At 40.2% G+C, this 24,404-nt stretch carries 19 protein-coding genes and 2 riboswitches; of the genes, 5 read left to right on the top strand and 14 right to left on the bottom strand.

Features of this window, described 5'->3' with window-relative positions; genetic code table 11:
* Positions 1-6: 6 nt before the first annotated feature.
* The 4 genes from Ga0466249_RS14265 to Ga0466249_RS14250 all read right to left on the bottom strand — a co-directional run bounded on the left by Ga0466249_RS14265 (position 7) and on the right by Ga0466249_RS14250 (position 5,623).
* Positions 7-642, bottom strand: a complete 636-nt coding sequence (locus tag Ga0466249_RS14265) for an oxalate oxidoreductase subunit delta (RefSeq protein WP_215830138.1) — start codon at positions 640-642, stop codon at positions 7-9.
* Between the two features lie 104 nt (positions 643-746).
* Positions 747-2,858 carry a CDC48 family AAA ATPase gene (locus Ga0466249_RS14260; protein ID WP_215830137.1) on the bottom strand — a complete coding sequence of 704 codons (2,112 nt, stop codon included), beginning with the start codon at positions 2,856-2,858 and terminating at the stop codon, positions 747-749.
* Between the two features lie 174 nt (positions 2,859-3,032).
* The gene (locus Ga0466249_RS14255) at positions 3,033-3,722 is read right to left on the bottom strand and encodes a response regulator (RefSeq protein ID WP_215830136.1); all 690 of its coding nucleotides are present in this window, start codon (positions 3,720-3,722) and stop codon (positions 3,033-3,035) included.
* A 20-nt stretch (positions 3,723-3,742) separates the two neighbouring features.
* Positions 3,743-5,623 carry an ATP-binding protein gene (locus Ga0466249_RS14250; RefSeq protein ID WP_246588737.1) on the bottom strand — a complete coding sequence of 627 codons (1,881 nt, stop codon included), beginning with the start codon at positions 5,621-5,623 and terminating at the stop codon, positions 3,743-3,745.
* A 159-nt stretch (positions 5,624-5,782) separates the two neighbouring features.
* Here Ga0466249_RS14250 and Ga0466249_RS14245 point away from each other — a divergent pair, with 159 nt between their 5' ends.
* A complete protein-coding gene (locus Ga0466249_RS14245) occupies positions 5,783-5,989 on the top strand; it encodes a hypothetical protein (protein WP_215830135.1) in 207 nt (68 codons plus the stop codon).
* A 73-nt stretch (positions 5,990-6,062) separates the two neighbouring features.
* Here Ga0466249_RS14245 and Ga0466249_RS14240 read toward each other — a convergent pair whose 3' ends face one another.
* Positions 6,063-7,610 (bottom strand): diguanylate cyclase, encoded by a 1,548-nt coding sequence (locus tag Ga0466249_RS14240; RefSeq protein WP_215830134.1) that lies wholly within the window; start codon positions 7,608-7,610, stop codon positions 6,063-6,065.
* Between the two features lie 126 nt (positions 7,611-7,736).
* Positions 7,737-7,820, bottom strand: a riboswitch (cyclic di-GMP riboswitch).
* A 187-nt stretch (positions 7,821-8,007) separates the two neighbouring features.
* The gene (locus tag Ga0466249_RS14235; RefSeq protein ID WP_215830133.1) at positions 8,008-9,729 is read right to left on the bottom strand and encodes an ABC transporter ATP-binding protein/permease; all 1,722 of its coding nucleotides are present in this window, start codon (positions 9,727-9,729) and stop codon (positions 8,008-8,010) included.
* A gap of 234 nt (positions 9,730-9,963) precedes the next feature.
* On the opposite strand from Ga0466249_RS14235, the gene Ga0466249_RS14230 reads away from it, so the two are divergent.
* Genes Ga0466249_RS14230 through Ga0466249_RS14215 form a run of 4 tightly spaced genes read left to right on the top strand, consistent with a single transcriptional unit; the run spans position 9,964 to position 13,436 of the window.
* Complete coding sequence (locus Ga0466249_RS14230) at positions 9,964-10,515, top strand: biotin transporter BioY (protein WP_215830132.1); 552 nt, start codon at positions 9,964-9,966, stop codon at positions 10,513-10,515.
* A complete protein-coding gene (locus tag Ga0466249_RS14225; RefSeq protein ID WP_215830131.1) occupies positions 10,512-11,666 on the top strand; it encodes a thiolase family protein in 1,155 nt (384 codons plus the stop codon). Before Ga0466249_RS14230 ends, Ga0466249_RS14225 begins: the two co-directional genes overlap by 4 nt.
* Before the next feature lie 4 nt (positions 11,667-11,670).
* Positions 11,671-12,987 (top strand): AMP-binding protein, encoded by a 1,317-nt coding sequence (locus Ga0466249_RS14220; protein ID WP_215830130.1) that lies wholly within the window; start codon positions 11,671-11,673, stop codon positions 12,985-12,987.
* A 14-nt stretch (positions 12,988-13,001) separates the two neighbouring features.
* A complete protein-coding gene (locus Ga0466249_RS14215; protein WP_215830129.1) occupies positions 13,002-13,436 on the top strand; it encodes a 3-hydroxyacyl-ACP dehydratase FabZ family protein in 435 nt (144 codons plus the stop codon).
* On the opposite strand, the gene thiT is transcribed toward Ga0466249_RS14215, so the two are convergent.
* The 8 genes from thiT to Ga0466249_RS14175 form a co-directional block, all read right to left on the bottom strand.
* Positions 13,437-14,057, bottom strand: a complete 621-nt coding sequence (thiT, locus tag Ga0466249_RS14210; RefSeq protein WP_215830128.1) for an energy-coupled thiamine transporter ThiT — start codon at positions 14,055-14,057, stop codon at positions 13,437-13,439. It abuts the gene before it with no gap.
* Positions 14,058-14,124: 67 nt separating this feature from the next.
* A riboswitch (TPP riboswitch) is annotated at positions 14,125-14,229 on the bottom strand.
* 69 nt (positions 14,230-14,298) lie between these two features.
* Positions 14,299-15,033, bottom strand: a complete 735-nt coding sequence (locus Ga0466249_RS14205) for a thiamine diphosphokinase (RefSeq protein ID WP_215830127.1) — start codon at positions 15,031-15,033, stop codon at positions 14,299-14,301.
* Positions 15,034-15,135: 102 nt separating this feature from the next.
* Positions 15,136-19,368 (bottom strand): 2-hydroxyacyl-CoA dehydratase, encoded by a 4,233-nt coding sequence (locus Ga0466249_RS14200; protein WP_215830211.1) that lies wholly within the window; start codon positions 19,366-19,368, stop codon positions 15,136-15,138.
* Positions 19,369-19,564: 196 nt separating this feature from the next.
* Positions 19,565-20,035 (bottom strand): chemotaxis protein CheX, encoded by a 471-nt coding sequence (locus Ga0466249_RS14195; RefSeq protein WP_246588736.1) that lies wholly within the window; start codon positions 20,033-20,035, stop codon positions 19,565-19,567.
* A 4-nt stretch (positions 20,036-20,039) separates the two neighbouring features.
* Positions 20,040-20,411 carry a response regulator gene (locus Ga0466249_RS14190; RefSeq protein ID WP_215830126.1) on the bottom strand — a complete coding sequence of 124 codons (372 nt, stop codon included), beginning with the start codon at positions 20,409-20,411 and terminating at the stop codon, positions 20,040-20,042.
* A complete protein-coding gene (locus tag Ga0466249_RS14185) occupies positions 20,408-21,265 on the bottom strand; it encodes a CheR family methyltransferase (RefSeq protein ID WP_215830125.1) in 858 nt (285 codons plus the stop codon). The genes Ga0466249_RS14190 and Ga0466249_RS14185 overlap by 4 nt, the downstream gene beginning before the upstream one ends.
* 12 nt (positions 21,266-21,277) lie before the next feature.
* Positions 21,278-22,354, bottom strand: coding sequence for a chemotaxis-specific protein-glutamate methyltransferase CheB (cheB, locus tag Ga0466249_RS14180; RefSeq protein ID WP_215830124.1), 1,077 nt, complete (start codon positions 22,352-22,354; stop codon positions 21,278-21,280).
* 40 nt (positions 22,355-22,394) lie between these two features.
* Positions 22,395-24,401, bottom strand: a complete 2,007-nt coding sequence (locus Ga0466249_RS14175; RefSeq protein ID WP_215830123.1) for a methyl-accepting chemotaxis protein — start codon at positions 24,399-24,401, stop codon at positions 22,395-22,397.
* Positions 24,402-24,404: the final 3 nt, after the last annotated feature.

The following is a 24,404-nucleotide window of genomic DNA, read 5'->3' as shown; positions in this document are numbered from 1 at the left end:
AATGCTCTATAAAGTCAATACTTTGACTGCGTCAAAACCTTGCTGAACTGCTTGTGGATTTTCGGCTAAACTCTTCAAAGAATCAAGTTTAACGCAACCACTCGCCTTAGCAGTTGCACCGGCGATAGCAGCACCAACGCCTGCGCCAATCTTCGTATCATCAAAACAACCTTCAGTACCATCAAAAGTAAGCATCACACTGTGGCCAAGGGCATTGGCATCAACCGTAGCCACTGCTTTTACCTTTTTCAAGTTTTCTTTCGGCGATATCCACTTTAAAAGAGACTGAGGATCACGTGCCGTATTAATAACTACTACACAACCTTCCTTAGCCCCCCCTAGAATGTCATGTCCCTTCACAAGTGTTTCTTCAGCTAACACAACAATATCAGGTTTGTAATTCTCATACTCATAATAAGTCTCAATCGGTTCCGAACTAATGCGAGCATAACTCTTACAAGCAACATTAATACGGTCAGGAAGATCTACATAATTATCAAAGGACTGCACATATTTTCCTTCCAATCCACCTGCCTTCGCAAGCAAGGTTGCCGTGTCACGAGCTTCTTTTGCCAAGGTAACGCCTCTCGTCCAGACAGTGATTTCCTGCATTTTGGCATCGACAGCAACAGACAGTGTCATTTTTTCTCCTCCTTTTAATTTGGATTAAAATTGAAGAACCTTCGCAAATGAACTTGTTTTGATCGTCACCTCCTTATTGCAATATTTTTCATTTATGTTTTAATTCATTGCAATCCATGTAAACTCTCAACAAAATCTTGTTCTAATACAGATAAATGTTGATCATCATACCCCGTACTATTTGATTGACTTGTAAGTCGTTTTAAAGCAACAAAAGTAGCCTGCTTGCAGATTGCTTCAATATCAGATCCTGTTTTTCCAGTTGTCTTTTCAGCTAAATCACCAAGGTCCACTTCTGTCGCTAATGGAACTTTGGCTGTATATAGTTTAAATATCTCCAACCGTTCCTTGACATCCGGTAAGGGCAATTCCAATATAAAATCAAATCTGCCTGCTCTCATAAAAGCGGGGTCTACTTTATCAGGACGATTGGTGGCAGCAATAACAATCACGCCAGCAGCATGACTAATATGATCGATCTCAAGCAACAATTGGCTCACAAGTCGATCACTACCTAATACATCCCGATTCATACGAATAGGAGCCATGGCATCAATTTCATCAAAAAATAAAATACAAGGAGCAATTTGTTTGGCCCGCTTAAATATTTGTCTGAGTCCCTTTTCAGCCTCACCCAACCATCGAGAGTTGAGTGTAGCCGAATCTATCGATATAAAATGTACTCCACTTGATCCTGCCAAAGCCCGCACAAGTAATGTTTTTCCTGTGCCTGGTGGACCGGTGAGTAAAATGCCCTTAGGCATACAGAACCCGATTTGTTTTAATAAATCGGCATGTCTTAAAGGAAGTTCCAAAATGCAACGCAGTCTTTCTTTGATGCTTGTTAATCCCCCCACTTGCTCCCACGTCGTATCGGGTCGTTCGGAAAAACATTCACGTGTCGCTGAGGGTTCTACTTCCCGCAAAGCTTGATAAAAATCGTCCATTGTAATTTTTAATTTATACGAATTTTCCGGTTTTTCAAGACAGTTTAAATCAATTTCAGGCAGCAGCCGTCGCACAGCATTCATTCCAGCTTCTTTGCAAAGAACAGCGAGATCCGCTCCCACAAATCCAGCAGTCAACTGAGCTAGTCCCGCTAAATCAACAGAGTTATCGATGCTCATGTTTCTCGTGTGAATCTTTAAGATAGTCAGTCTACCGTTTTGATCAGGAGGACCAATCGATAACTCACGGTCAAACCTTCCTGCCCTGCGCAATGCCAAATCCACTTGATCCGGCATATTCGTTGCTCCAATCACAATGACTTGTCCCCGATTTTTCAGTCCATCCATTAAAGCCAGTAACTGGGCAACAATGCGCTTTTCCACATCGCCAATCACCTCGGCCCGTTTGGGTGCAATCGCATCAATTTCATCAATAAAAATGATTGCCGGGGCTTGACGCTGCGCCGTTTCAAATATTTCACGCAACCTCGCTTCACTTTCCCCATAAAATTTATTGATAATTTCCGGGCCATTAATATGAAGAAAAGTCGCCGCCGTCTCACTTGCAACGGCCCTGGCCATTAAGGTTTTGCCTGTGCCTGGTGGACCATATAATAGCACCCCTTTGGGTGCATCCGTGCCTAATCTTCGAAATAATTCAGGATACTTGAGCGGAAGTTCGACCATTTCCCGAACACGCTGCAATTCTTTATCTAATCCGCCCACATCTTCATAACAAGCCTCAAAACTGCGATCTTCAGATACATCTGGCTCCGTTATTTTAATTTGCGTGGCTGTATTAATCACGACCGGTCCCTCTGGCACTGTACCAATCACTGTAAAATACTGGCCTCTGGCTGCAGCAAAATTCAACTGAATACAATCGCCTATAACCTTAACCATCCCACACAGTAGGCGTTCGAGATGCTTTAAATCATCGGCTTCCTTAAAATTCATCGTCACATCAAGAGGACTGAGAATGATTGTCCGGGCCGGCTGTGACACAACTTTTCGCACGATAACGCGCTCATCAATTCCTACACCCGCATTTTCTCTTGTAATGGAATCCATTAAAATTCTATCTTGCTTTTTAAATTGTGCGAAACAAGGAATTACCTTGGCAACAGTTGTCTTACGACCTTGAATTTCAATGACATCGCCAAATGCAACCCTTATTTTATCCATATCCTCGTTATCAAGCCGGATATGGCCTTGACCCACATCTTCCGGCATTGCATTTGTCACCCGCAGTGATAGGGTATTGGCCATCGCCAAGTTCCTCCTTTCGGTTATTTCTTGCTTACAAAGTCATTATACAATAGGAAGTGGAAAATTGATCCATTTCGCAAATAAAGAGAATAAAGTAAATAAAATAAACGGGGTAAGCCCAAAATAGTCTGTAACTACTTGGATTTACCCCGTTTATTTCTGTTGCTAGTCTCACTATCGTCCATTTGTAACATGATATTTATGTAATGGTCGGCCCACTGGGCCGTAAGACAGCATAGACTGCAGCCAACCATCTTGTTGCAGAAAGTTTAAATAACGTCGGGCCGTTACACAAGATATGCCCATCATATGAGCGATGTCTTGAACGGTAAACTGCCCCTGTTGCTTTTTGATGGTATCCACCACTTGACTCAATGTAAGATGATCCAATCCCTTGGGTAAATTGCGTTCAACGCCACTGCTAACAGGACCTCCTCTGAGATGATCAATCTCCTCTTGCGTCAAATTGTTACTGTCTTTAATTTTATTGATATATTTCCGATAGTCTAACAAAGCTTTTTTAAATCGCTGAAATGTAAATGGTTTGATAATATAATCTACCGCCCCATACTGCATACCAAGCTGAATCATTTCAGAGTTATGAGCAGCTGTAACAAGCATAATATCCGTATTGACACCCAACCTTCGAACCTCTTTCAGCACTTCAATGCCATCGACTTCAGGCATATAAACATCTAAAATTACTAATTGCGGTTTTAACAGTGAAATAGTCTCAATGCCTTCTTTGCCATCTTTGGCAGCGCCAATCAATTGAAATTCTTTGATTTTGCTAACAAACTGACGATGAAGTTCAAGGACCATAGGATCATCCTCCACAATCACCACAGATATTCGTGTCTTCATTTCATTACCCCCGCCAATATTTATTCGACCGGAATTTTTACAATAAACTGACTGCCTTGATCCATGACTGAACGAACCCGGACCTTCCCATCACACATATTAACTTCCTGCTTTACTAGTGCAAGTCCGATGCCCCGACTCCCGGGCTTGGTAGAAAACCCCCGCATAAAAATAGTTTTTATCGACTTTTCAGGAATACCGCACCCCTGATCCTTTACTGAAATGGTTAGAAATTTCTGTCCCTGAAAAATATGTACATCAATAACTCTCCGCTCTTTCGCGAGATGCGCCACGGCCTCCATGGCATTGCTAATCAAATTGCCCAAGATAGTGACCATCGATATGTTTGTGAGCCGGGGCGGAAGGAACAGCAACTTACTTCGTGGACTTAAACGCAATAAGATGGCCCGCTCTTTGGACTGACTAATCTTCCCAAGCAATAAACCGGCTGTAGATTGTTCTTTAATTCTTTTGACAACAAAGCTAACACATTCCTGGCGGTTATGATAAATATCCGTAATCAGTTCAACTACTTTATCATATTGTCCCATTTGAATAAGTCCGGACAAAGCATGCAGTTTATTGGTAAATTCATGCGATTGAGCACGCATAGAATCAAGTAGCGATCTCACGCCAACTAGCTCTTCTGCCAGTTGTTTCACATCTTGTCGATCCCGAAATGTGGCAATGGCACCAATGACTTCGCCATTAACAATCACAGGGACACGATTCGTAATCACCGTACTTACACCCATTTTTTGCTCCTGATCATATTCGGCTTGTTGTGTCTGAATCACAATAGGCAAACGAGAATTTGGAAGAACATCTAAAATATCGGAATGAATAGGATCTTCATACAAATTCAACAAACGCTTCGCTTCATTATTCAACAAAGTAATCGCCCCTGATGCATTAATGGCAATCACACCTTCCCTAATCGAATGTAAAAGCGCACGATCCTGTTCAAGGAGTACTGTCACTTCATGAATCCGTTCCTGCAGTTTATGATCTGTATCGCCATAAAGTTGGGCATTATTGACAGCAATGGCAGCCTGATTAGCGAAAGTTTCCAGTACTCTTTTATCCATAATGGTCATCCTGTGCACCGATTGAAAGCCAACGACAAGTACGCCAATAGTACGCTCTTGTATGGACAATTTTATAGCAATGATGGTCTGTAAATTTTCTTTCCGCAACGTTTTCCGTAACGAATCATCCACATCGTCTTGATGAATAATAATAACGCCGGAACTGGAACTTATACTCATAACAATAGCAAGCGGTGAATTTACTGCTTGCCAGCCTTGGGCAATTTGAACAGAATAAACATCCTGCAGATCATTCAATAAAATACTGCCACAATCAGCCTTAAACAAAGCCAGCGCATGAGTCACGATAAAGCTCAGCACATCATTGAGCTTGAGCGACGAAGTAAGCTGTGCCGTAATTTCATTAATGATCCGCAATTGTTCAAATTGTTTTAACACTGTCTCTTCATACAGAATAAAAAACGCATCAGATAAAAATACCCGCGCCTTATCAAGTAATGTGTCCAGTTCGCGACGATATCGATTTAAACTAACCAAATCATGCTGTAAATAAATAGACATGGCATCTTTAATGGACTTTTCATAAAGATCGAAAAAATTCATGATTTCCGACAAGACAACGCCTCGTTCAATATAGACCTTACAAAGAGAGCTTAAATAAACCTTTAAAGAAGTAAAAGTATTCAATTTTACTGTTTCTACAACAGCTTCCGTAATGCTTACTGTTTCTTCCACGAGCTGTCTTAAAATTAACGGATTGCCTTCTTGGCTATCTTGTTGATCTAATTCACGAATAATACCTGATTTTACAACGTCTTGAATTGCTTCAAGAATATCCACCAAATATGACATAAATCCGACCTCGCCATCTATTCAATGGTAAAATATGGTTGACCTTATTTTATCTATTTATTATTATAGAACTAGAAAGATTTTTTTTCCATGAAATATTCAGAATCATCGTTTCATTTCAATACTTTTTTGTTTATTAGTGATGAATAAGAAGGGATCGTGATAGAAATGGTCTATGGATTACCCATCACAATCATATCGGCGCTGTTAATTTTCACCATCATCATCCTTGACTTAATTGGGAAATCAAAAAAAGACGCTCGTTTTTATCATAAAGGAACGATCATCGGCACCATCGGCGTTGTATTAGCCATTGTTTATACCCTCTTATCCAGTGCCTACCAACTCTATTTAATGTACGAATAAAAAATAACCAAGGCTCACCAATATTGATGAGCCTTGGTTACGAAAAATGTTAATAAACGAATGAGCTGATTTTTTAAGTCTGAACTTGAAAATGTTTTTCAGTCAACATATCAATAAACGTTTCCACTAATTCCGGATCAAACTGCCGCCCTTCCTGACGCTTCAACTCCGTTAATCCCTCAGCCTGTGAAAGCTTCCTGCGATAAACCCGCTTCACTGTCATGGCTGAATAGGTATCAGCAATAGCCAAAATACGTCCGGCCAATGGAATATCCTGTTGAGACCGCCCGTAGGGATAGCCCAAACCGTCATAGCGCTCATGATGAGTAATAACGGCTTGACGAACCACTTCACTGACATCAAATGACAAAAGAATATTCATCCCATATTCAACATGCCGCTTAATTAAATCGTACTCTTTTTCCGTTAATTTACCTGGTTTGCGCAATATTTCATTGGGAATAGCGATTTTTCCCACATCATGCAGCCATCCTGCCAAAAAGACTTCCGCCACTTGTTTCTTATTAAGGCCCCAACATTTAGCAAGTGATGCACCATAGCAAGCAACATGTAACGAATGGACATAAGTATACATATCCTTTTGGGCAAGTACATGAACGAGATCATAAAAAGACGCATCAAGAATTTCATTTCCATTATAAATAGCTACCCCAATCCCCTGAGACGTTTTATTGCAATAAATGTCTTTTTCCGCCACATTAATCAGTTCTTGAATATCAACAACTGTCCCTTTATCTTGTATGGCTACGCCATAGGAAAAGGCCAAATGCACTGAATCCAGATCAGAATCTGTAATGTATTCTCGTTTATTTAACTTATCAATCAATCCATCAACAGATAAAGTAGTAGCATCATCTTGCTTGATCATGACAATGAAATCATCGCCACCCAGACGTGCAACAACCGCCTCGTGACACACTGCGTCTCGCAAATATCCGGCAAATTGAATCAATACTTTATTCCCAATAAAATAGCCATATGTATCATTGATATTTTTAAAATTATCGATATTCATAATCATGACAATCAGCTTATTGCCATGATCAAGTAAGTCTTGGCCGATTTTGACAGCATAAGTAAAGGTATATAACCCCGTAAGTGGATCAGTAAGATTGGCCTGATAAAATCGTTCCCGTTCTATAGACAATTGACGAAAAAAATACACACCGCCGCTCACAAGTGAGGTAATAAGAAAAGTCGTAAATATTTTCCCCCCTACAAGCAATGAAATCGTGCCACCATTATAACTGATGAAATAATATGCAAGTGTGAGCACAGCCAGCACGGGTGTAATGGGATCAGGAAGCACCGGTGCGTAAAAAAATCCAGCATTAATAATAAAAGGAGTCAGGCTATCAGCGTCAACACTTTTATCAAAAACAATTTTAGCCAACAAACAATGATGAAGAAACAGTGCAGCAGCCACAAAGGCGTAAGAAATTGAATTCTTTCTATTCTTATAACCAAAGAATAATAGCACAAACAATAATATTGCACTCAGTTTATAAATACCAGGTGACACTACAGCAAACAACGCCCCAATAAAAATACCAAGAACAATGACATAAACACAATAAATTCTCGTGCCGTTTCTAAACATACATTATAGATACCTTCCTCAACTGGGTCGCCAAGGGAGTACAATTATCGTCATAATCCATACAGTAAAATGGGATGTAAAAAAAATAGCCCCTAATAGGCGGGTGCTAAATGTATTTATTACGAAATAAGCAACTTGGCAATCATAGACTCCGTCTTTAGACCCATAGTTTTGCGTCCCTACTTTTCAGTAAGTTTGCCAATATAAAATTTTAGAAATTGTAACATTCCTTTTACATAATATTACTTATGCCAAATTTAGTCAAGTTTTTTCCGTTATCGACAATACCCTATATAGAAAATTCGACTCACCTTTCACTAATAAGCACATAGCAAAAATAACACTCAAGGTCATAGCAACAATTACCAGCCTATAGAAACTCTTCTAAAGACTACTCTTATTCCAGCATTCTTATACACCACCCCCCTCTCCCATCTAAGACTAAACAATTTTTATGATAATGAAAAATTGTTTTCCGATGTCCTACACTCACAATTGAAGTATGAGGCAAAAATTCAGATATTCTTTCATATACAGTCTTTTCAGTAGCTTCATCTAATGCCGACGTAGCTTCATCTAAAAAAAGCCACTCTGGTTTTAATAATAGTATGCGAGCAAATGCAATTCGTTGCTGTTCACCCAGTGAAAGAATCTGTCCCCAATCACAGATTTCATCTAATTTATCAGCAAAATGTGCTAACCTACAGTCTTTTAAAGCATCTATAAGCTCTCGATCCTCGAATTGCCGATTGCTGCCAGAATAAAGTAAGATTTTGCGCAATTTATCAATAGGCATATAAGGTTTTTGGGGAACAAACATGATTCTTCCTTCATAAGGTATGTCGATACGTCCTGTTGCAAAAGGCCACAGACCAGCAAAAGTCCGTAATAATGTACTTTTGCCACACCCTGATGGTCCCGTAATGATCATTCTTTCACCTGAGGTTATGTGAAAGTTTAACCCGCTAACTAAGTTGTGACCGTCAGGTTGAGAAATACTGACATCCCTAATAGAAAATTTTCCTTTATGCTTGTTATACATCTGCCTTTCTTGAGCCATCTTTTCCATTTGCGCAGTGTCGATATATAGTAGAAAGCTATTCAACCGATTAATAACAGCCCGCCACTGTGCCAACCGGGTAAAACTATCGATAATAAATGAAAAGCCCGTTTGAACATGATTATAGGCATCAATAATCTGAAACATTTGCCCTAAATGAATCTGTCCGCGAAAATATCGAGGCGATGCCATAGCAATAGCGAAAATTACCGAAATATGTGAATAACCCGTCGTCAGCCACATCAATTGTTTTCGTATTGCGATGATTTTTGTAAAATTATCAAAAATATATTTAAAACGTTGCAAACAATTTTCTTTTTCTTGATATTCACCATCGTACAAAGCAATACTTTCTGCGTTCTCTCGAATCCGCATCAAACTAAATCGAAAATCCGCCTCATAACGTTGCTGATCATAATCCAATCTGACAAGGGGACGACCCAATCTAAAGGTACAATAAGTACCTATAATGGCATAAGCCAATGCTGTCCATACGAGATAACCATAAATAGTAAAGTTGAAGGTACCGAATGATAATGAAACAACACTGGATAGATTCCATAATATAACCAGAAAAGAACAAATCGTAATCATATCGTTGAATAAATCCAAGGTGAGCCTGAGAGTAATCGATACAAATAAATCAACATCTTCGCTAATGCGCTGATCAGGATTATCCGCAAAATTCGAACTTGTTAACTGAAGCTGATAATAAGTCTTATTCTGCAACCATTGAGATAAGTAACGATCAGTCAGCCAACGACGCCAATGAATATGAAGAAGCATGCGAAAATAAATCTGGTATCCTTTCACGACAATGAGCAACAATACCCATAATCCATACCTGACGATGGCATCACTAAACCCCCCCTGATTAACATTCTGTATAACAAGATAAAAATTTCCCTGCCATAAATTAAGTTCAACCGTTATATAAACCAATACCATGTTAAGCCCGATAGCACTTAATAATAGTAACCATGCTGATCCTCTTTCATTAGAGAACCAATATGTACTGGCCATTTTCCAACCCTTTCGCAGCACCACACCACGTCTCATCCGATTCACCTCCTTATTCTATATTTTGCCCCTCCAATATCCATGACAAAACAAAGTCCTACAAACCAGATAAAGCTTGTAGGACTTTGATGATAATTTTATTGCAACTTTAGTTAACTATAAAATACAAATAAGTTGACAATCGTTTTGCATTGATTTATACTTTTTTCAGTTAAACCTTATTCATTGTAGACAAAACTATTCAAAGTTTTACAGGATGTTTGGAGGAGCATTATGCCAACAAAAAACAAATTAATTGATTTCATTTATGCTGCTATTTTTGCTGCCGCAACAGCAGCAATGGGATTTATTATCATTCCGCTGCCTTTCAGTCCTGTCCCCATTACAGGTCAAAATTTAGCCATTATGCTAGCAGCAAGTATTTTAACGATGCGACAAGCTGCGCTCAGTGTTATGACCTTTCTACTGTTGGGAGCCATTGGCTTACCGGTCTTTACAGGTGGAACAGGCGGGATTGGCGTCCTGTTCGGACCCCGCGGCGGATATCTCATCGGTTTTTTAATCGGCGCTATTGTGACTGCCAAATTAAAAGGAACAAATAATAATACAGGTCGTCTCGCTATGGCCAATTTAATCGGTGGAATTTTCGTTGTTTATATACTCGGTGTAGCCTGGTTAAATTTCGTAACAGCCATGGGTTTACAAAGATCACTGATGGTGGGAGCACTCCCCTTTATCCCCGGCGATTTACTTAAAGTTGGTATCGCAACAATCATTGGTACGGCCATAAATAAACGTCTACAGAATGCTTCGGTGCAATCATGAATCAGGCCTATTTAATTGGCGGCATGAGGACACCGATCGGAAAAACAGGCGGCTTCTTAAAAAACTTTCTTCCTGAACAATTAGCTGCCACCGTACTAAATGAAGTCATACACCGCTACGAAATCTCACCAAAAATTATTGATCAAGTCATCCTTGGCAACGTCGTGGGCCCTGGCGGCAATATTGCCAGAGTCTCTGTACTTGAAGCTGGCTGGCCCTATGCTATTCCCGCTCTCACAATTGACGGACAATGTGGCTCAGGACTCAGTGCCATCAACCTGGCTGTAAACCAAATCCGATCGGGTACTGCCGAGCTTGTTATTGCAGGAGGAGTCGAAAGTACTAGTATGGCGCCTCGACGACAGTTTAATTCCAATGATCCCCGTTTTCAAGGAGAAGCTGTTTATTATGAACGAGCTCCCTTTTCTACCCCTTTAATCGGCGATCCAGATATAGGAGAAGCGGCGGAAGCCCTGGCCGAAAAACTGGCTATTTCCAGACACGACATGGATTTATTGGCCCTTGAAAGTCATCAACGAGCGGTACAAACGCAAGAACAGGGTTTGCTAAAAGATATAATAATACCACTCACGGCAACAAACAAAATCATCAAGTCTGATGAATGCATCCGAAACCACATGAGCTTGAAATTACTGGAAAGAATGAAACCTGTTTTTAAGGAAAGCGGCAAAATCACTGCCGGCAATACTTGTCTAAAACATGATGGTGCTGCGGTCCTCATGTTTGCCTCTCACGCAGCCATAAAAAAATATCACTTAACACCGCAAGCGCAGATTACAGCTATAGCTGACTGCGGCTGTGATCCTAATTTATTTCCCTTGGGGCCGGTATATGCCATTCGAAAATTATTAAAGAAAGTGGACCTGCCTCTGACAGCCGTGGACGCCCTCGAAATCAATGAGGCCTTTGCCGTGAAAATACTGGCCTGTTGTCAAGAACTCGGCTTTAGTCTGAATAAGACCAACAGGCTTGGAGGAGCCTTAGCCTACGGTCATCCTTACGGAGCTTCTGGAGCCATCATCCTCCTCCATCTCCTCAAGGCATTGCAACAAGCAAAGGGACATTTCGGCATTGCCGCTATTGGTGCTGTTGGCGGCATGGGAACAGCAACGCTGATTGAAAGGGTCTGAAAACATGTTAATTCATAGCAACATCACTCATTTTGGAAAAAGTCAGGCCCAGAAGCTGTGTCTGATTCATGGCACTACCCGGCTAACATACCAAGAACTCATACAAAAGGTGAATCTTCTCGCTCAACGCTTAGCAACAAAAATACAAAAAGGCGATAAAGTCCTGGTGAAACAAATAAACCCTGTCTCGCAGTTACTATATTTCTTAAGTACCGTAAAAGCCGGTGGCTGTTGCATCTTTGTAGACGCCTCAACATCGCAAGAGGTGTGTACAAGCCTCATGGAAGAACAAAAAATTGTTCTTGCTATCGACGAAAATTTTCAATTGTCAAAAAACAAAACAGCAACACTCCCTGATATTTATCCTGAAGACATCTTCTTGGGAGCCTTAAGTTCCGGCAGTACAGGCACACCAAGGCTGATCTGGCGAAGCCATCAAAGCTGGACAAACGCTTTCCCTAGTCAAAGTATAGTCTTCCATATCAGCCCTAAAGATACGATCTATTTGGCAGGATCATTGGCGTACACAGCTAATCTAAATGCTTGCCTTCATCTCCTTGCTGAAGGTGGTACCGTCGTAATGGCCAGCAATCACCTGCCCCGAACATGGGTGAGAGAAATAAAACAACATCAGGTCAGTGCGATGTTTATGGTTCCTGCTCACTACCGCCTGTTATTGAAAGTAATCGACGCGCCCCTTAATCAGATAACATCGCTCGTCACTGCCGGAGCCAAAATAGATGGACAAACCGTCCAAAACCTCGTAAAAGCTTTTCCTCAAGCAAATATTTGTGAATATTATGGGGCAAGTGAACTGGGTCATGTCAGCTATTCCGCAACAAAAGACCTGTTAAGTCATCCTGAATCAGTCGGTAAAGCCTTTCCAGGCGTTACCCTGACTATTGAGCAAGACACGATTTGGGCAGAAAGTCCTTACTTAGCTCCCGAATATAGTCCTAAGTCTACTGTAGGTGATCTAGGTAAAATCGACAAGGAAGGTTACTTATATTTATTGGGAAGAAAAAGCGGTATCATCAATAGCGGCGGAATAAAAATCATTCCTGAGCAACTAGAAAACATTTTACGCCGCTGTCCGGGAATTGACGAAGCCGTTGTAGGTGGAATAACTGATCCCATGCGAGGACAAAAAGTCTGTGCCTGGATTGTAAAAAAGAAGCCCACTTTGTTAGCAGCCGACATTTTGGATTATTGTCGACAAAAAATGCTCTCGTCTTGCTGTCCACAACAGATTATCTTTGTTGATGAAATACCAATGAATAGTAACGGAAAAATCGATCGAATACGTTTAAAAGCCCAATGAAAAGAGACTCCCTTATGACTGATATAAAGACACTTCTTCCCCAACGAGCCCCGTTTTTATTTGTCGATAAAATTATTTCGGCAACGCCAGAAGAAATTTTAGGAATAAAAACTTATGATTCCACTTTTCTATTTTACCAAGAATATTTTTCTAAACAAAAAATAATACCAAATATGCTACTCGTGGAATCCCTCGTACAATGCGGTGGCGCAGGTATCACCCGTTTAGGCTTATTTAAAAACGTCTTATGGGGTTTAGCCGCTGTAGAAAATGTCAGATTTTTCGATTTTATTGAACCGAATGCAACAGTAACAATGACAGTAAAAAATTTAAAAATATCCCAAATCGCACTCAAACAAACTGGAGTGGCTTTTTATCAAGATAAAGCCATTCTAGAAGCCACCTGGTTATGCTTAAGACTCCCAAACGAAATAGTCAGAACATCATAATTATCTCATGCTGATGAGCAAACTCCTTACTGGTAAAACACGCATCAGGATGAGACAAATGGCTAGTTCAGGTACTAAATAAGCGGCATTGGCAGTCAACGAGTACCAATAAGGAGAGACATTCGGCGGTGCATAACTAGCAAAAAAGACAACTCCTGATACAAAATGGCAAAAAAACCGGCCACAAATACCAACAAGAACACCCATAAAATAACGGTCCTTAAAATAGCCTGCCAAACCTAACGCCATATAAGGCAAAGGATAGTCAAAGAGGACCTGCACAGGATGTAAAATATAGGGATCCTGTATCAAATTGAGTAGACCATAGATAAAACCGGCAAAATAACCCATAATAGGACCATAACGAAACGAAATTAAAAACAGCGGTATCATCGCTCCAAAAGTAATACTTCCTCCTTGCGGCATATGGTAAAGACGTAAGGCATGTAAAACAACGGTTAAAGCCAAGGCAATCCCGATGTGAACAATCATTTGCGTATTGAAAACAAGTTTCTTTATGCGTAAGAATGCCAAAATAAGAATCAGCATTCCCACAAGAGCGGCAACACTTGAAGGATTATCCATAATTTTTGACAAATGGCTAAAAAAATCAACTTCCATCAAATTCACTCTCCTCAATTTTCATATTTATAAACAAAAAACGCATTCCCATCGGAATGCGTTTTTAACAAGTTATATTTCGCGTCCCTACGCTGGCATTACCCAGATCAGGTGAAAGGTTAATGGAATTTCTCCCATTTCTCAGCCCAAATAGGCACCCTTCGCACTTATATGATTTGTCCCCATTATACTTTGTAAACCAAAATTCAGCAATCATTTTCTATGTTTTTCCAAATAGTCCTTATCGCTTCTGTAAATCATGCGTATTCCAGCAAAAATAAACACCTAACCAACCGTTCTCTACAGCCACGGTAATATCCCTATTGAAGCCAATTGGGCGGTTGCTAATGGCATAGGGGAAACCTTGTTTCAAGACGACATCTTTTAAAGGCCAATGAACGCCATCAATCGAAACGCCTGAACAATCCGAAAGAGGCAGTAGCGAAATCACTTCAGCCTGTTTTTTCATCTTAATAGCTAAAGTATCACAACCTTTTAACAAAATAAGGACTTCTTTTTCATCTGCGGCACAACAGCCAATCCAGTCCATTTGATCACAACAACCTACTAAAGAATAGATATTACTAAATATATGATCGAAACGGCCTCCCCACACACCTGTTACAACAATCATGGCTTGGCTGTACACAGAACCTACTCTTTGCAAAGCCAACTGTAAATCAGTGAAATCTTTTTCAACAGGATAAACATCAACAGGGATCTGTAGTGTCTTTCCCCAAGCCCAACCTGCCTCACTTGCACTGTCACCATCACCAACTAACCGCTCTGGAATGATACCACTATCGTAACAATAATCAATGCCTTGATCGACACACCATACCGGAACTCCCTGAGCCGCTTGAATCAACCACTCATTTTGTGGCGACCTTCCGCCTGCAACAAGCAACACGTGATGCTGAAATAATGCCTTGCCAAAAGAACACTTTGCCTGCGGTAATGTTAAACTATGTCCCATTCCAATATCTCCCGTTTTGCTTACTATACAAGCTTTACTATTCGCTTAGTCAAAAACAAAATTTTCTACAAAATAATGACGCTCAGCATAAATTAGACTTCTCTAGATTATCCGAAGGTCTTGTTGAACTTTTTCCCTGGCAACTGCCATCATCAGTTTGATGCGATTCAGCTGATTTACCTCACTTGCCCCTGGATCGTAATCAATCGGAACAATGTTGACATCGGGATAGGAGCGGCGTATTTCTCTAATCATCCCTTTGCCTGTAATATGATTAGGAAGACAAGCAAAGGGCTGTAAACAAATGATATTATGAATACCACGCTCAATCAGTTCCACCATCTCGCCTGTTAAGAGCCAGCCTTCACCTGTTAGATTTGCGAGTGATAAATGCGGAGCCGCAAGTCCAGCAATTTGGCCGATTGCAAGAGGGGGAGCAAAACGTTGACTCAAAAGCAGCGCTTTTTTAAGCTCTTTCCGATAAAATTCAATGGCTTTGATGAATAAACTTCCCTTGACTCGATTCACAAAAGTTCCAGACAACAGATCATATTTTACTTTTCTATCATAGGCACAATACAAAAAAAAGTCCATCAAGTCCAATACAACTGCTTCCGCCCCTTCGCCTTCTAACAAATCAACAAGATGATTGTTGGCTCCGGGGTGATATTTGACCAAAATTTCCCCGACTATGCCGACGCGCGGTTTAATAAGCTGCTCATCAATAGGCAAACCATCAAAATCTTTTACAATACCATAAATGTTATTTTTAAACTCTTGTTTTGTACCATTTAAAAGATCCTGTTGACATTTTGCCACCCACTTTGCATACAGGGCATTCGCCGCACCGGACTGTTTCTCATAAGGCCGTACGCGGTAGAGAACGCGCATAAGCAAATCGCCATAAATAAGTCCTATAACTAAATGTTTCAAGAGTGAAATTGATAAAGAAAAGCCAGGCGAATTTTCCCCCCCTAGAGAAATAACGGGTACCTGCGGCATACCTGCATCAGTTAAAGCTTTTTGCATAATCGCAACATAATTGGTAGCACGACATCCGCCACCGGTCTGCGACAGCATGATGGATGTATTGTCTAGATTGAATTCGCCCGATTTTAGGGCTTTAAGCAATTGCCCCACAACGATAATCGCCGGATAACACACATCATTGTGCACAAATTTTAAGCCTTCATCCACCGCTTCTTTGTCAGGCATGGCCACAATAACGAGATTATAGCCTGCCTGTTTAAATGCAGCCTCAAAAAACTGAAAATGTATCGGAGACATTTGCGGCGCCAAAATAGTATGTCTTTTCTTCATGTCCGCCGTAAAAACAGCTTTATTATACCGATAATGCCTGTTATGAGGCACTACCGAACTCTTATTTCGCTCGTTTAATGCAGCAATAAGCGACCGGATCCTAATTCTTGCGGCACCCAAGTTATTAATTTCATCAAGCTTGACGACTGTGTGAATTTTATCATGTGCTTCAAGTATTTCTTTGACTTGATCCATTGCGACAGCATCAAGACCGCAACCAAAGGAATTAAGCTGTATTAGCTCCAAGTTGGGCTGGTGTACAACAAAATTGGCTGCACGGTAGAGACGGGAATGATATGTCCATTGGTCTACAACACGTAGCGGCCTTTCTGTTACAGCTAAATGCCAAATAGAATCTTCTGACAGAATAGCCAATCCGTATGACTGAATCAATTCAGGCAAACCGTGATTAATCTCTGGATCCACATGATAAGGCCGTCCTGCCAAAACAATTCCCTTCTGATTCGTTTGAGACATCAAAGAAAGAATTTCTTCGCCTTTTCGTCTCACATCGTCTTTGTAATGTTCAAGTTCGTCATAAGCTTTTTTCACAGCTTCAATGATATCTTTCTTCACAAGATTTTCAGCTGCCAGTTCATGAACCAGCCTTTTAACCAGCCGTTTTTCATTGTCAAGCGGTAAAAAAGGATGATAAAACACCAGATTGTCATGATGAAAAACATCCATATTAGCCTGAATATTTTCCGGATAAGAGGTCACAATAGGACAATTATAATAGTCGTCAGCTTCTTTGTCCTCCTGAATATTATAAGGAATGCAAGGATAAAATATTTTTTTGATGCCTCGTTGGACTAAATCAGCCATATGACCATGAACAAGTTTGGCAGGATAACAAATTGACTCTGAAGGGATGGTTTCCATGCCCATTTCATATAATTTATGCGATGACCGTCCCGACAAAACGACGCGATAACCTAATGTTGTAAAAAAGGTAAACCAAAATGGATAGTCTTCATACATGTTCAATACGCGTGGTAACCCGATCGTTCCCCGTTTTGCTACAGAAGCCGCCAGAGGTACATATTGAAAAAGACGTTTATATTTGTACTCATAAATATTAGGAATGCCAGAACCAGCCTTTTCTTTGCCCACTCCTCGTTCACAACGGTTGCCTGCAGAATATTTCTGGCCGTTTGAAAACAGCTGCGTCGTAATCAGACAATGATTTCCACAGAAGGAACAACGGTGCATTGTCGTATCTGACGAAAAGTTCTTCAGCTCCTCCGCTTGCAACAAAGTAGAGCACTGTCCTTCATAGCACCGCTCTTTGGCAATAAGGGCCGCACCATAGGCCCCCATAATCCCGGAAATATCTGGTCGAACAACATTCTTGCCAAGAATCTTCTCTAACGCACGCAGCACGGCATCATTGTAAAAAGTTCCGCCTTGAACAACAATTTTATCACCTAATTGATCAACATCTTTTAGCCGAATAACCTTAAACAAGGCATTTTTTACAACAGATAGGGAAATACCTGCTGAAATATCACTAACCTGAGCCCCTTCTTTTTGGGCCTGCTTCACCTTAGAATTCATAAATACAGTGCAGCGCGTACCAAGATCAACGGGCTGCTGTGATTTAAGACCTAAAAGAGCAAACTCTTTTACATCCATTTTCATGGATTGGGCGAAATTTTCGATAAAAGAACCACAACCAGATGAACATGCTTCATTGAGCATAATGGAATCAATAATCCCACTACGAACAAAAAAGCTTTTCATATCTTGCCCCCCAATATCGAGAACAAATGTAACACCAGGCAAAAAAGAATTCGCAGCTTTAAAATGAGCAACAGTTTCCACTTCACCAATATCCACTTGCAATGCTGCTTTAATAAACTGCTCACCATATCCTGTAACAGTGGAATTAACAATTCGAATCTGATCATGTAAATGGCTATATAACTCTTTCAGCGCTAAAATCACTGTGTCCAGCGGCTTGCCCTGATTACTACCATAGTAGGAATATAATAATTTTCCCTCATCACTAATAAGAGCAAGCTTCGTTGTTGTTGAACCGGCGTCTATTCCCAAATAAGCATTACCTGAATAATCAGCTATTTTTTCTCTTAACACAGCATCTTGAGCATGGCGTTCCTTAAACAATTGATATTCCTCGTCACTCGTAAAAAGCGGCTCAAGCTTTTCCTGATTATCTGCACTTAAATGAACCATTTTCGGCGTCCGTTCATATAAACATTCATAAGAAAAAGGTTCGCTTTGCGAAATAAGTGCCGCACCAATGGCCACAAAATAAGGAGAACTTTCGGGACTAATGACTTGGTCTTTCTTTAAATTCAATGTTTCAATAAATCGTTTACGCAGTTCCGATAAAAAATATAAAGGACCGCCCAAAAAAGCCACTTTTCCACTAATCGGCCGTCCCTGAGCCAAACTACTAATGGTCTGATTGACGACAGCTTGTAAAATAGATGCCGCAATATCCGCCTTAGGCACTCCATCATTCATAAGTGCCTGCACATCCGTCTTGGCAAATACGCCACACCGCGATGCAATCGGATAAAGCGTATGATATTGCTTGGCTAATCCATTGAGGCCGGCCGGATCCGTATGAAGCAAAGCAGCCATGTGATCAATAAATGCACCTGTCCCCCCTGCGCATACACCATTCATACGCTGTTCTACAGTACTGCCAAAATAAGTGATCTTCGCATCTTCCCCACCAAGCTCAATCACCGTATCCGTATTAGGTATAATATGCCTAACTGCCTTCGTACAAGCAATGACCTCTTGTACAAAAGGCAACTCCAGCGATTTCGATATGCCAATGCCTGCCGAACCTGTAAACATAACGGATAACATTTTCTGTTTCAGCATTCCTTGTGCTTTGGCAACCATTTCCTGAAGAGTCGTCGTGATATTCGAAAAGTGCCGTAAATACTGCTGAAAAACAATACTATTCTGTTCATCAAGAATAACCATTTTGATTGTAGTTGAACCAATATCAATCCCAACACGCAGCACTCTATTCATTTTCATACTCATCTCCTAAATGGATTACCAAAATAAATAGTTAGTCATTAAAATTGCGAAACAAGTACAATATAACATCTTCCTTAAAGAAAATATTCCACATAAATCTGAAAAATACCTTTCTACGTCGTTGAAGAAAAAGACGCTCAACAAGCAGCACTGACTGCATATTGAGCCTCAATAGAATGTATCTTTTTTACAAATAAGTCAAATTTAAATGAATGGGAGTCTCATCAGCTTGAAAATGCATCGTAATTTGAAACATCGTCTGTTTATAGACAATAAAATGTTTTTTCCCAACAATAGTAAATGGTGGCGTAATAGAAAAATGATAGTCCGTATCAATCAACGATGCCTTGAAACGTCCGGCAATCATGTTGATTAACTCGGCAACACCATCATACAATTCCGAATCAACTAATTCTTCAAGAACCGTTCCCGTCATAAACGAAATAATTGTTTGGGCATCTTTCTTGTCCATCGTAATAGACAACACGGCATTTCTACCGCTTAAAATCATCATAATGCCAGTAAGTTCATTTTGCCCTTGTCTACAAGCTTGAGTTCGTTCTTTCGTTTCACACATATCCAGACCAGCCATTGTAGCGAATACATCAATAACAGCCTGTGACAAACATTGCTGTAAAAACTTTCGATCTTGCTGCAAAAAATTACGCCCCTTCCTCAACACACTCCAGTACTTTTTTCATTAACTCCTCAATCGTAAACGGTTTCACAAGATAATTGATCGCCCCTGCTTGAATAGCTTTAATAATATTTTCCTTTTCACTCTCTGTAGTCACCATCATAATGGGTATATCCGGGAATGACTCACTATTTTTTACTTTCAGTAAAAAATCCATACCATCCATACCAGGCATATTCCAATCTAATAAAATCAATCCAACGTCTTTTGACTGTGCTAATATTTTCAAAGCTTCCATACCATCTGCCGCTTCCAATAATTCAAAATCTAACAATTCCACGCCGCTACGAATAATCTTCCGGATAATGGCCGAGTCATCAACGGATAATATTTTCATGCATCTCCACTCCTTAGTCGATAAAAATTAGCACTGTCGTAGTTCTCGGCTTCATAGTCATCCTGATAATTTAAAAACACCTCTGAATTGCCCCAAATCAGCACGCCTTTATCCTTTAAAGCCGCAGTAATTTTATGAACAACTTCTGTTCGGAACAAATCTGAAAAATAAATAGCTACATAACGAAAAAATATTAGATCGAATTTTCCTAAGAACAAAAAGCTCTCTTGCAAATTAAACTGTTTGAATTGAACACGTTCTTTAATGTGCTTATCTAATGTCCAAATTCTACCTTTCTGCTCAAAATACCTGTCACGATATTCTTTACTTAATCCCCGTGCCATAGAAATATTGTCGTATTTCCCCATCTTAGCCATACGCAATACTGTATGAGAAATATCCGTAGCCAAGATTTCAAAATGATCTAATGTAATATCTTGAATATGATGCTCTACTAAGTAGTGGTCCAGGCACATCGCAATAGAATACGGCTCCTGTCCACTCGCACAAGCAGCACTCCATATGCGAATTTTGTCACAACTTTCTTGTCTAAGGGCCTGAATATATTCGGGTAATAGTTTTTGCTCCATGATTTTCCATGGCGTCTGTTCTCTAAACCATAATGTTTCATTTGTTGTCATGGCATCAATAATTTTTTCCGCTAAATTTTTTTGTGATTGTTGACTAAGTAGCCAATAGAGTTCTTCAAAACTATCTAACCCAAATTGAATTAAAAACTTTGATAACCGACTTTCAATGAGATAGGCTTTCTCATTCAAAATACGAATCCCGCACTGTTCTTCAATATAGCGTTGAAATAATTGAAATTCTTGTGAAGACAAGCTCGTATTCATTCATCATCCACCCTATGCTAACAAAATCTGCCTTAACCTATGCGGTATTTGCTTTAAATCAACGCTTTCATCCGATAATCCAGCAACAGCAATACTGCCTGGCATACCATATACAACACTACTGCGCTCACTTTGCGTCATACAGTAGCAGTCACAAGTTTGCTTCATAGCCATTACGCCCTGTTTACCATCCCGTCCCATACCCGTAAGAATCAACGCGAGGACTTTTTTCCCGCTATACACTTCTGCAATGGAGTGAAATAAAACATCAGCTGCCGGACAAACACCATTTACAAACTTATCCTTCGCCAAGTGAATTATTTTTTGACCACTCGCACTTTTTTTAACTGTCATGTGTTGACCGCCAGGAGCAATAAAGATGTGGCCAGTCTGAACAACGTCTTCTGCCTTTGCTTCAGAAACAGGCAATTTGCAGTTTCTATTTAATGTTTCAGCTAAGAGCTTCGTAAAATCTTTTGGCATGTGCTGGACAATGAGAATAGGTTGTTTTATGGCGGCAGGAAGTCCCGCTAACACAGTGCCTAACGCCTCTGGGCCCCCAGTTGAAGAAGCAATAACAATCACATCCGGTTTTCCCTTAAAATCTCCTTGTTTCATAGGAAGGATTTCTGCTTTTCTGTCCTGATCCATTGTCAATCCGCATTCATTCCTAAAATGCATGGATTTTTGGACCATAATTTCTAAAAACGTCGAACGTAAAATATTTTGCAGCCAAACAATACTGGAGTTCTTCTCTTTATTTGGTTTCAAAACATAATCAATAGCACCATGTTTTAGCGCCCCCATCGAAACTACACTCTGTTCTACCGCTTCAGCACTTACCACAATAACCATCATTTCTGGATAAGAATGTTTCATTTGTTCCAACGTCTCAAGGCCCGCTGCTTTTGTCATCAAAGCACCTAACAATACAACATCATAAGTTTGTTGTTTCAGCCTTTCCAAGGCAATCTTGCCATTTGATGCCGTTTGCACAGCAATGGCCAGCCCTGTACCATACACAGCATCAGATAATATTTTCCGATCCATTGCATTTTCATCAACAACAAATACTTTTAGTTTTTCCACTTGATACCCCCACCAATTCTATCCCTAACAAATCAAAACATCATATTTTAAACCGTTTCGTTAATTGCGCTAAATCTGTCGAAATAGCCACAAGTCCATCGGCCGCCTTACGTGTTTCCGCCCCTTTTGCAGCGGTATCGTTCGAAGCTTTATCCATCTCACTGATACTGCGAGAAATTTCTTTTGTATTCGTAGCAAAAACCTGAGCTGTTTCAGCCATTTCGTTCACACGGACCGAAGCCATTTCTGTACTCCTGGCAAGTTGACTGACAGCCATAGATAAATCACTGACAGAATGAGCTGTATCCTTAACACCTTGGGTGCTTTCAAGAGCACCATGCGCAATATGAGATGATCTTTCAGCAATATTATTCATTTCATCTGATATTAAATTCACCTGTCCAGCAGCCTTCACAATAGCAGCTGAAATATTCCCAATAACAGCAGACTGTTCCGTTACAGCAGCAGCAATATTTTTACTATTACCACTGACATTACTAATGACTTGTGTAATTCCACTGACAGCCCTCACAGCATCAGCCATTTCCGCTTGCATCGTTTCAATCTGACTAGCAATTTCATCTGTTGCCCCAGATGTCTGCTTGGCCAATTCTTTAACTTCATTGGCTACAACAGCAAAACCCCGCCCCGCCTCTCCTGCTCCAGCAGCTTCAATAGCGGCATTTAAGGCCAACATATTCGTTTGATCCGCAATATCATCAATTAAATTAACAATCTTGCCAATATTTTTAGATAATTCACTCAGCCTATTAATAATAAACGTTGTCTCCTTAGCCTGATGTTCCGCCTCTTTCGATACAATAATGGATTCTTCACAATTTTTGCTTACTTCATTCAAAGAAAGATTAATTTCTTTTACCGCCGTAACAACATGCGCTACAGAGCCCGAAACCTCTTTTGATGAACCAGCTACAACATTAATTCCTGTGGACATTTTTTCTACAAGCTTCGTCACTTGTATCAAATTAACTGAAGCCTGCTCCGAAGCTGAAGCTAAGCTCTGAATGGTAGCCGATATTTCTTCTGTAGCAGCCGAAATAGAATGAATTTGATCATTTGTAGCAACAACAGCCTCAGCCACCTGCTGAGTTTGTTTTGTAACAACGGACACAGCCGAATTCGAACCACTTGTAAGAACGCTCATTTCCTCACTGTTCGATGCGACTGTCTCCGATACCTGAAGCATATGGGTAGAGGACTGATTCAAAACATGTGTCGTATTAGAAATATCCTGCACCATTTTACGCAAAATCACAATAAACTTATTAAAAGAAACGATAAGCCCACCAATTTCATCATGAGTAACAACTTTTTCCTGAACCGTAAGATCACCGTTTTCAACAAGTATCATCAAGGCTTTTAACCGTTCAATCGGCCGTGTAATAAGCAGCGTAATCCATGCTGTTAACCCGAGTGCTGCTAAACAACAAATCACGAGTAAAACCAGCATTTCCTTTGTTGCTGTTTTAGCAACTTGTCCATTGCTTTGTGCTCTTTGCCCCGCCTGCGTTACTTGCAGATCAATAAACGAATCAAATACTTGCCCCAATTCATTGGCCTCTTGCATTTCTTTGTCATTATACAACATAGCCGCTGCTTGATTTTGGCCAGTCAATGCTAATTCTAATACTTCGCCTTGCGTAGACTGCCAATTCTTATAAATTGTTTTTAATTGACTAAATTTCTGATAAGATTCCTCCCCTTGCTGATTTTTTTCAAAATCAGCGATCTTCTGATCCAGTACCTGAGAAAGAGTGAATATATTTTTAACAACTTGCTGTTTTTTTCTTTGATCCGGTTCCATTATAATTTGTCCGGTATTAGATAGAATCTTTTGATAGGCAATAGCTGCCTGGCCTAGACTCGCAATAGGCATCGTATCTTTTTCATATAAATCATGATCGATGACAGCAATATTTTGAATATTAATTATTCCTACCATACCGATTAAGCACGAAATAGCAACGAGAATCAGAAAACAAACCGCTAGTTTCTTTTTAATACCTAAATTTCTAAACCCTTCCATAAG

This window comes from Pelorhabdus rhamnosifermentans (genome assembly GCF_018835585.1).
Classification (GTDB): domain Bacteria; phylum Bacillota; class Negativicutes; order UMGS1260; family UMGS1260; genus Pelorhabdus; species Pelorhabdus rhamnosifermentans.
Note: the sequence above shows the minus strand (reverse complement) of the source record. Positions and strands in the feature narration are given on the sequence as shown.

Excerpts from the sequence above, each read along its gene's own strand:
- Ga0466249_RS14260 (WP_215830137.1), bottom strand. The coding sequence starts at position 2,858 with ATGGCCAATACCCTATCACTGCGGGTGACAAATGCAATGCCGGAAGAT.
- Ga0466249_RS14200 (WP_215830211.1), bottom strand. The coding sequence starts at position 19,368 with ATGAATAGAGTGCTGCGTGTTGGGATTGATATTGGTTCAACTACAATC.
- Ga0466249_RS14250 (WP_246588737.1), bottom strand. The coding sequence starts at position 5,623 with ATGTCATATTTGGTGGATATTCTTGAAGCAATTCAAGACGTTGTAAAA.
- Ga0466249_RS14205 (WP_215830127.1), bottom strand. The coding sequence starts at position 15,033 with ATGGGACATAGTTTAACATTACCGCAGGCAAAGTGTTCTTTTGGCAAG.
- Ga0466249_RS14220 (WP_215830130.1), top strand. The coding sequence starts at position 11,671 with ATGTTAATTCATAGCAACATCACTCATTTTGGAAAAAGTCAGGCCCAG.
- Ga0466249_RS14265 (WP_215830138.1), bottom strand. The coding sequence starts at position 642 with ATGACACTGTCTGTTGCTGTCGATGCCAAAATGCAGGAAATCACTGTC.
- thiT (WP_215830128.1), bottom strand. The coding sequence starts at position 14,057 with ATGGAAGTTGATTTTTTTAGCCATTTGTCAAAAATTATGGATAATCCT.
- Ga0466249_RS14255 (WP_215830136.1), bottom strand. The coding sequence starts at position 3,722 with ATGAAGACACGAATATCTGTGGTGATTGTGGAGGATGATCCTATGGTC.
- Ga0466249_RS14190 (WP_215830126.1), bottom strand. The coding sequence starts at position 20,411 with ATGAAAATATTATCCGTTGATGACTCGGCCATTATCCGGAAGATTATT.
- Ga0466249_RS14215 (WP_215830129.1), top strand. The coding sequence starts at position 13,002 with ATGACTGATATAAAGACACTTCTTCCCCAACGAGCCCCGTTTTTATTT.
- Ga0466249_RS14225 (WP_215830131.1), top strand. The coding sequence starts at position 10,512 with ATGAATCAGGCCTATTTAATTGGCGGCATGAGGACACCGATCGGAAAA.
- Ga0466249_RS14240 (WP_215830134.1), bottom strand. The coding sequence starts at position 7,610 with ATGTTTAGAAACGGCACGAGAATTTATTGTGTTTATGTCATTGTTCTT.
- Ga0466249_RS14185 (WP_215830125.1), bottom strand. The coding sequence starts at position 21,265 with ATGAATACGAGCTTGTCTTCACAAGAATTTCAATTATTTCAACGCTAT.
- Ga0466249_RS14175 (WP_215830123.1), bottom strand. The coding sequence starts at position 24,401 with ATGGAAGGGTTTAGAAATTTAGGTATTAAAAAGAAACTAGCGGTTTGT.
- Ga0466249_RS14230 (WP_215830132.1), top strand. The coding sequence starts at position 9,964 with ATGCCAACAAAAAACAAATTAATTGATTTCATTTATGCTGCTATTTTT.
- Ga0466249_RS14235 (WP_215830133.1), bottom strand. The coding sequence starts at position 9,729 with ATGAGACGTGGTGTGGTGCTGCGAAAGGGTTGGAAAATGGCCAGTACA.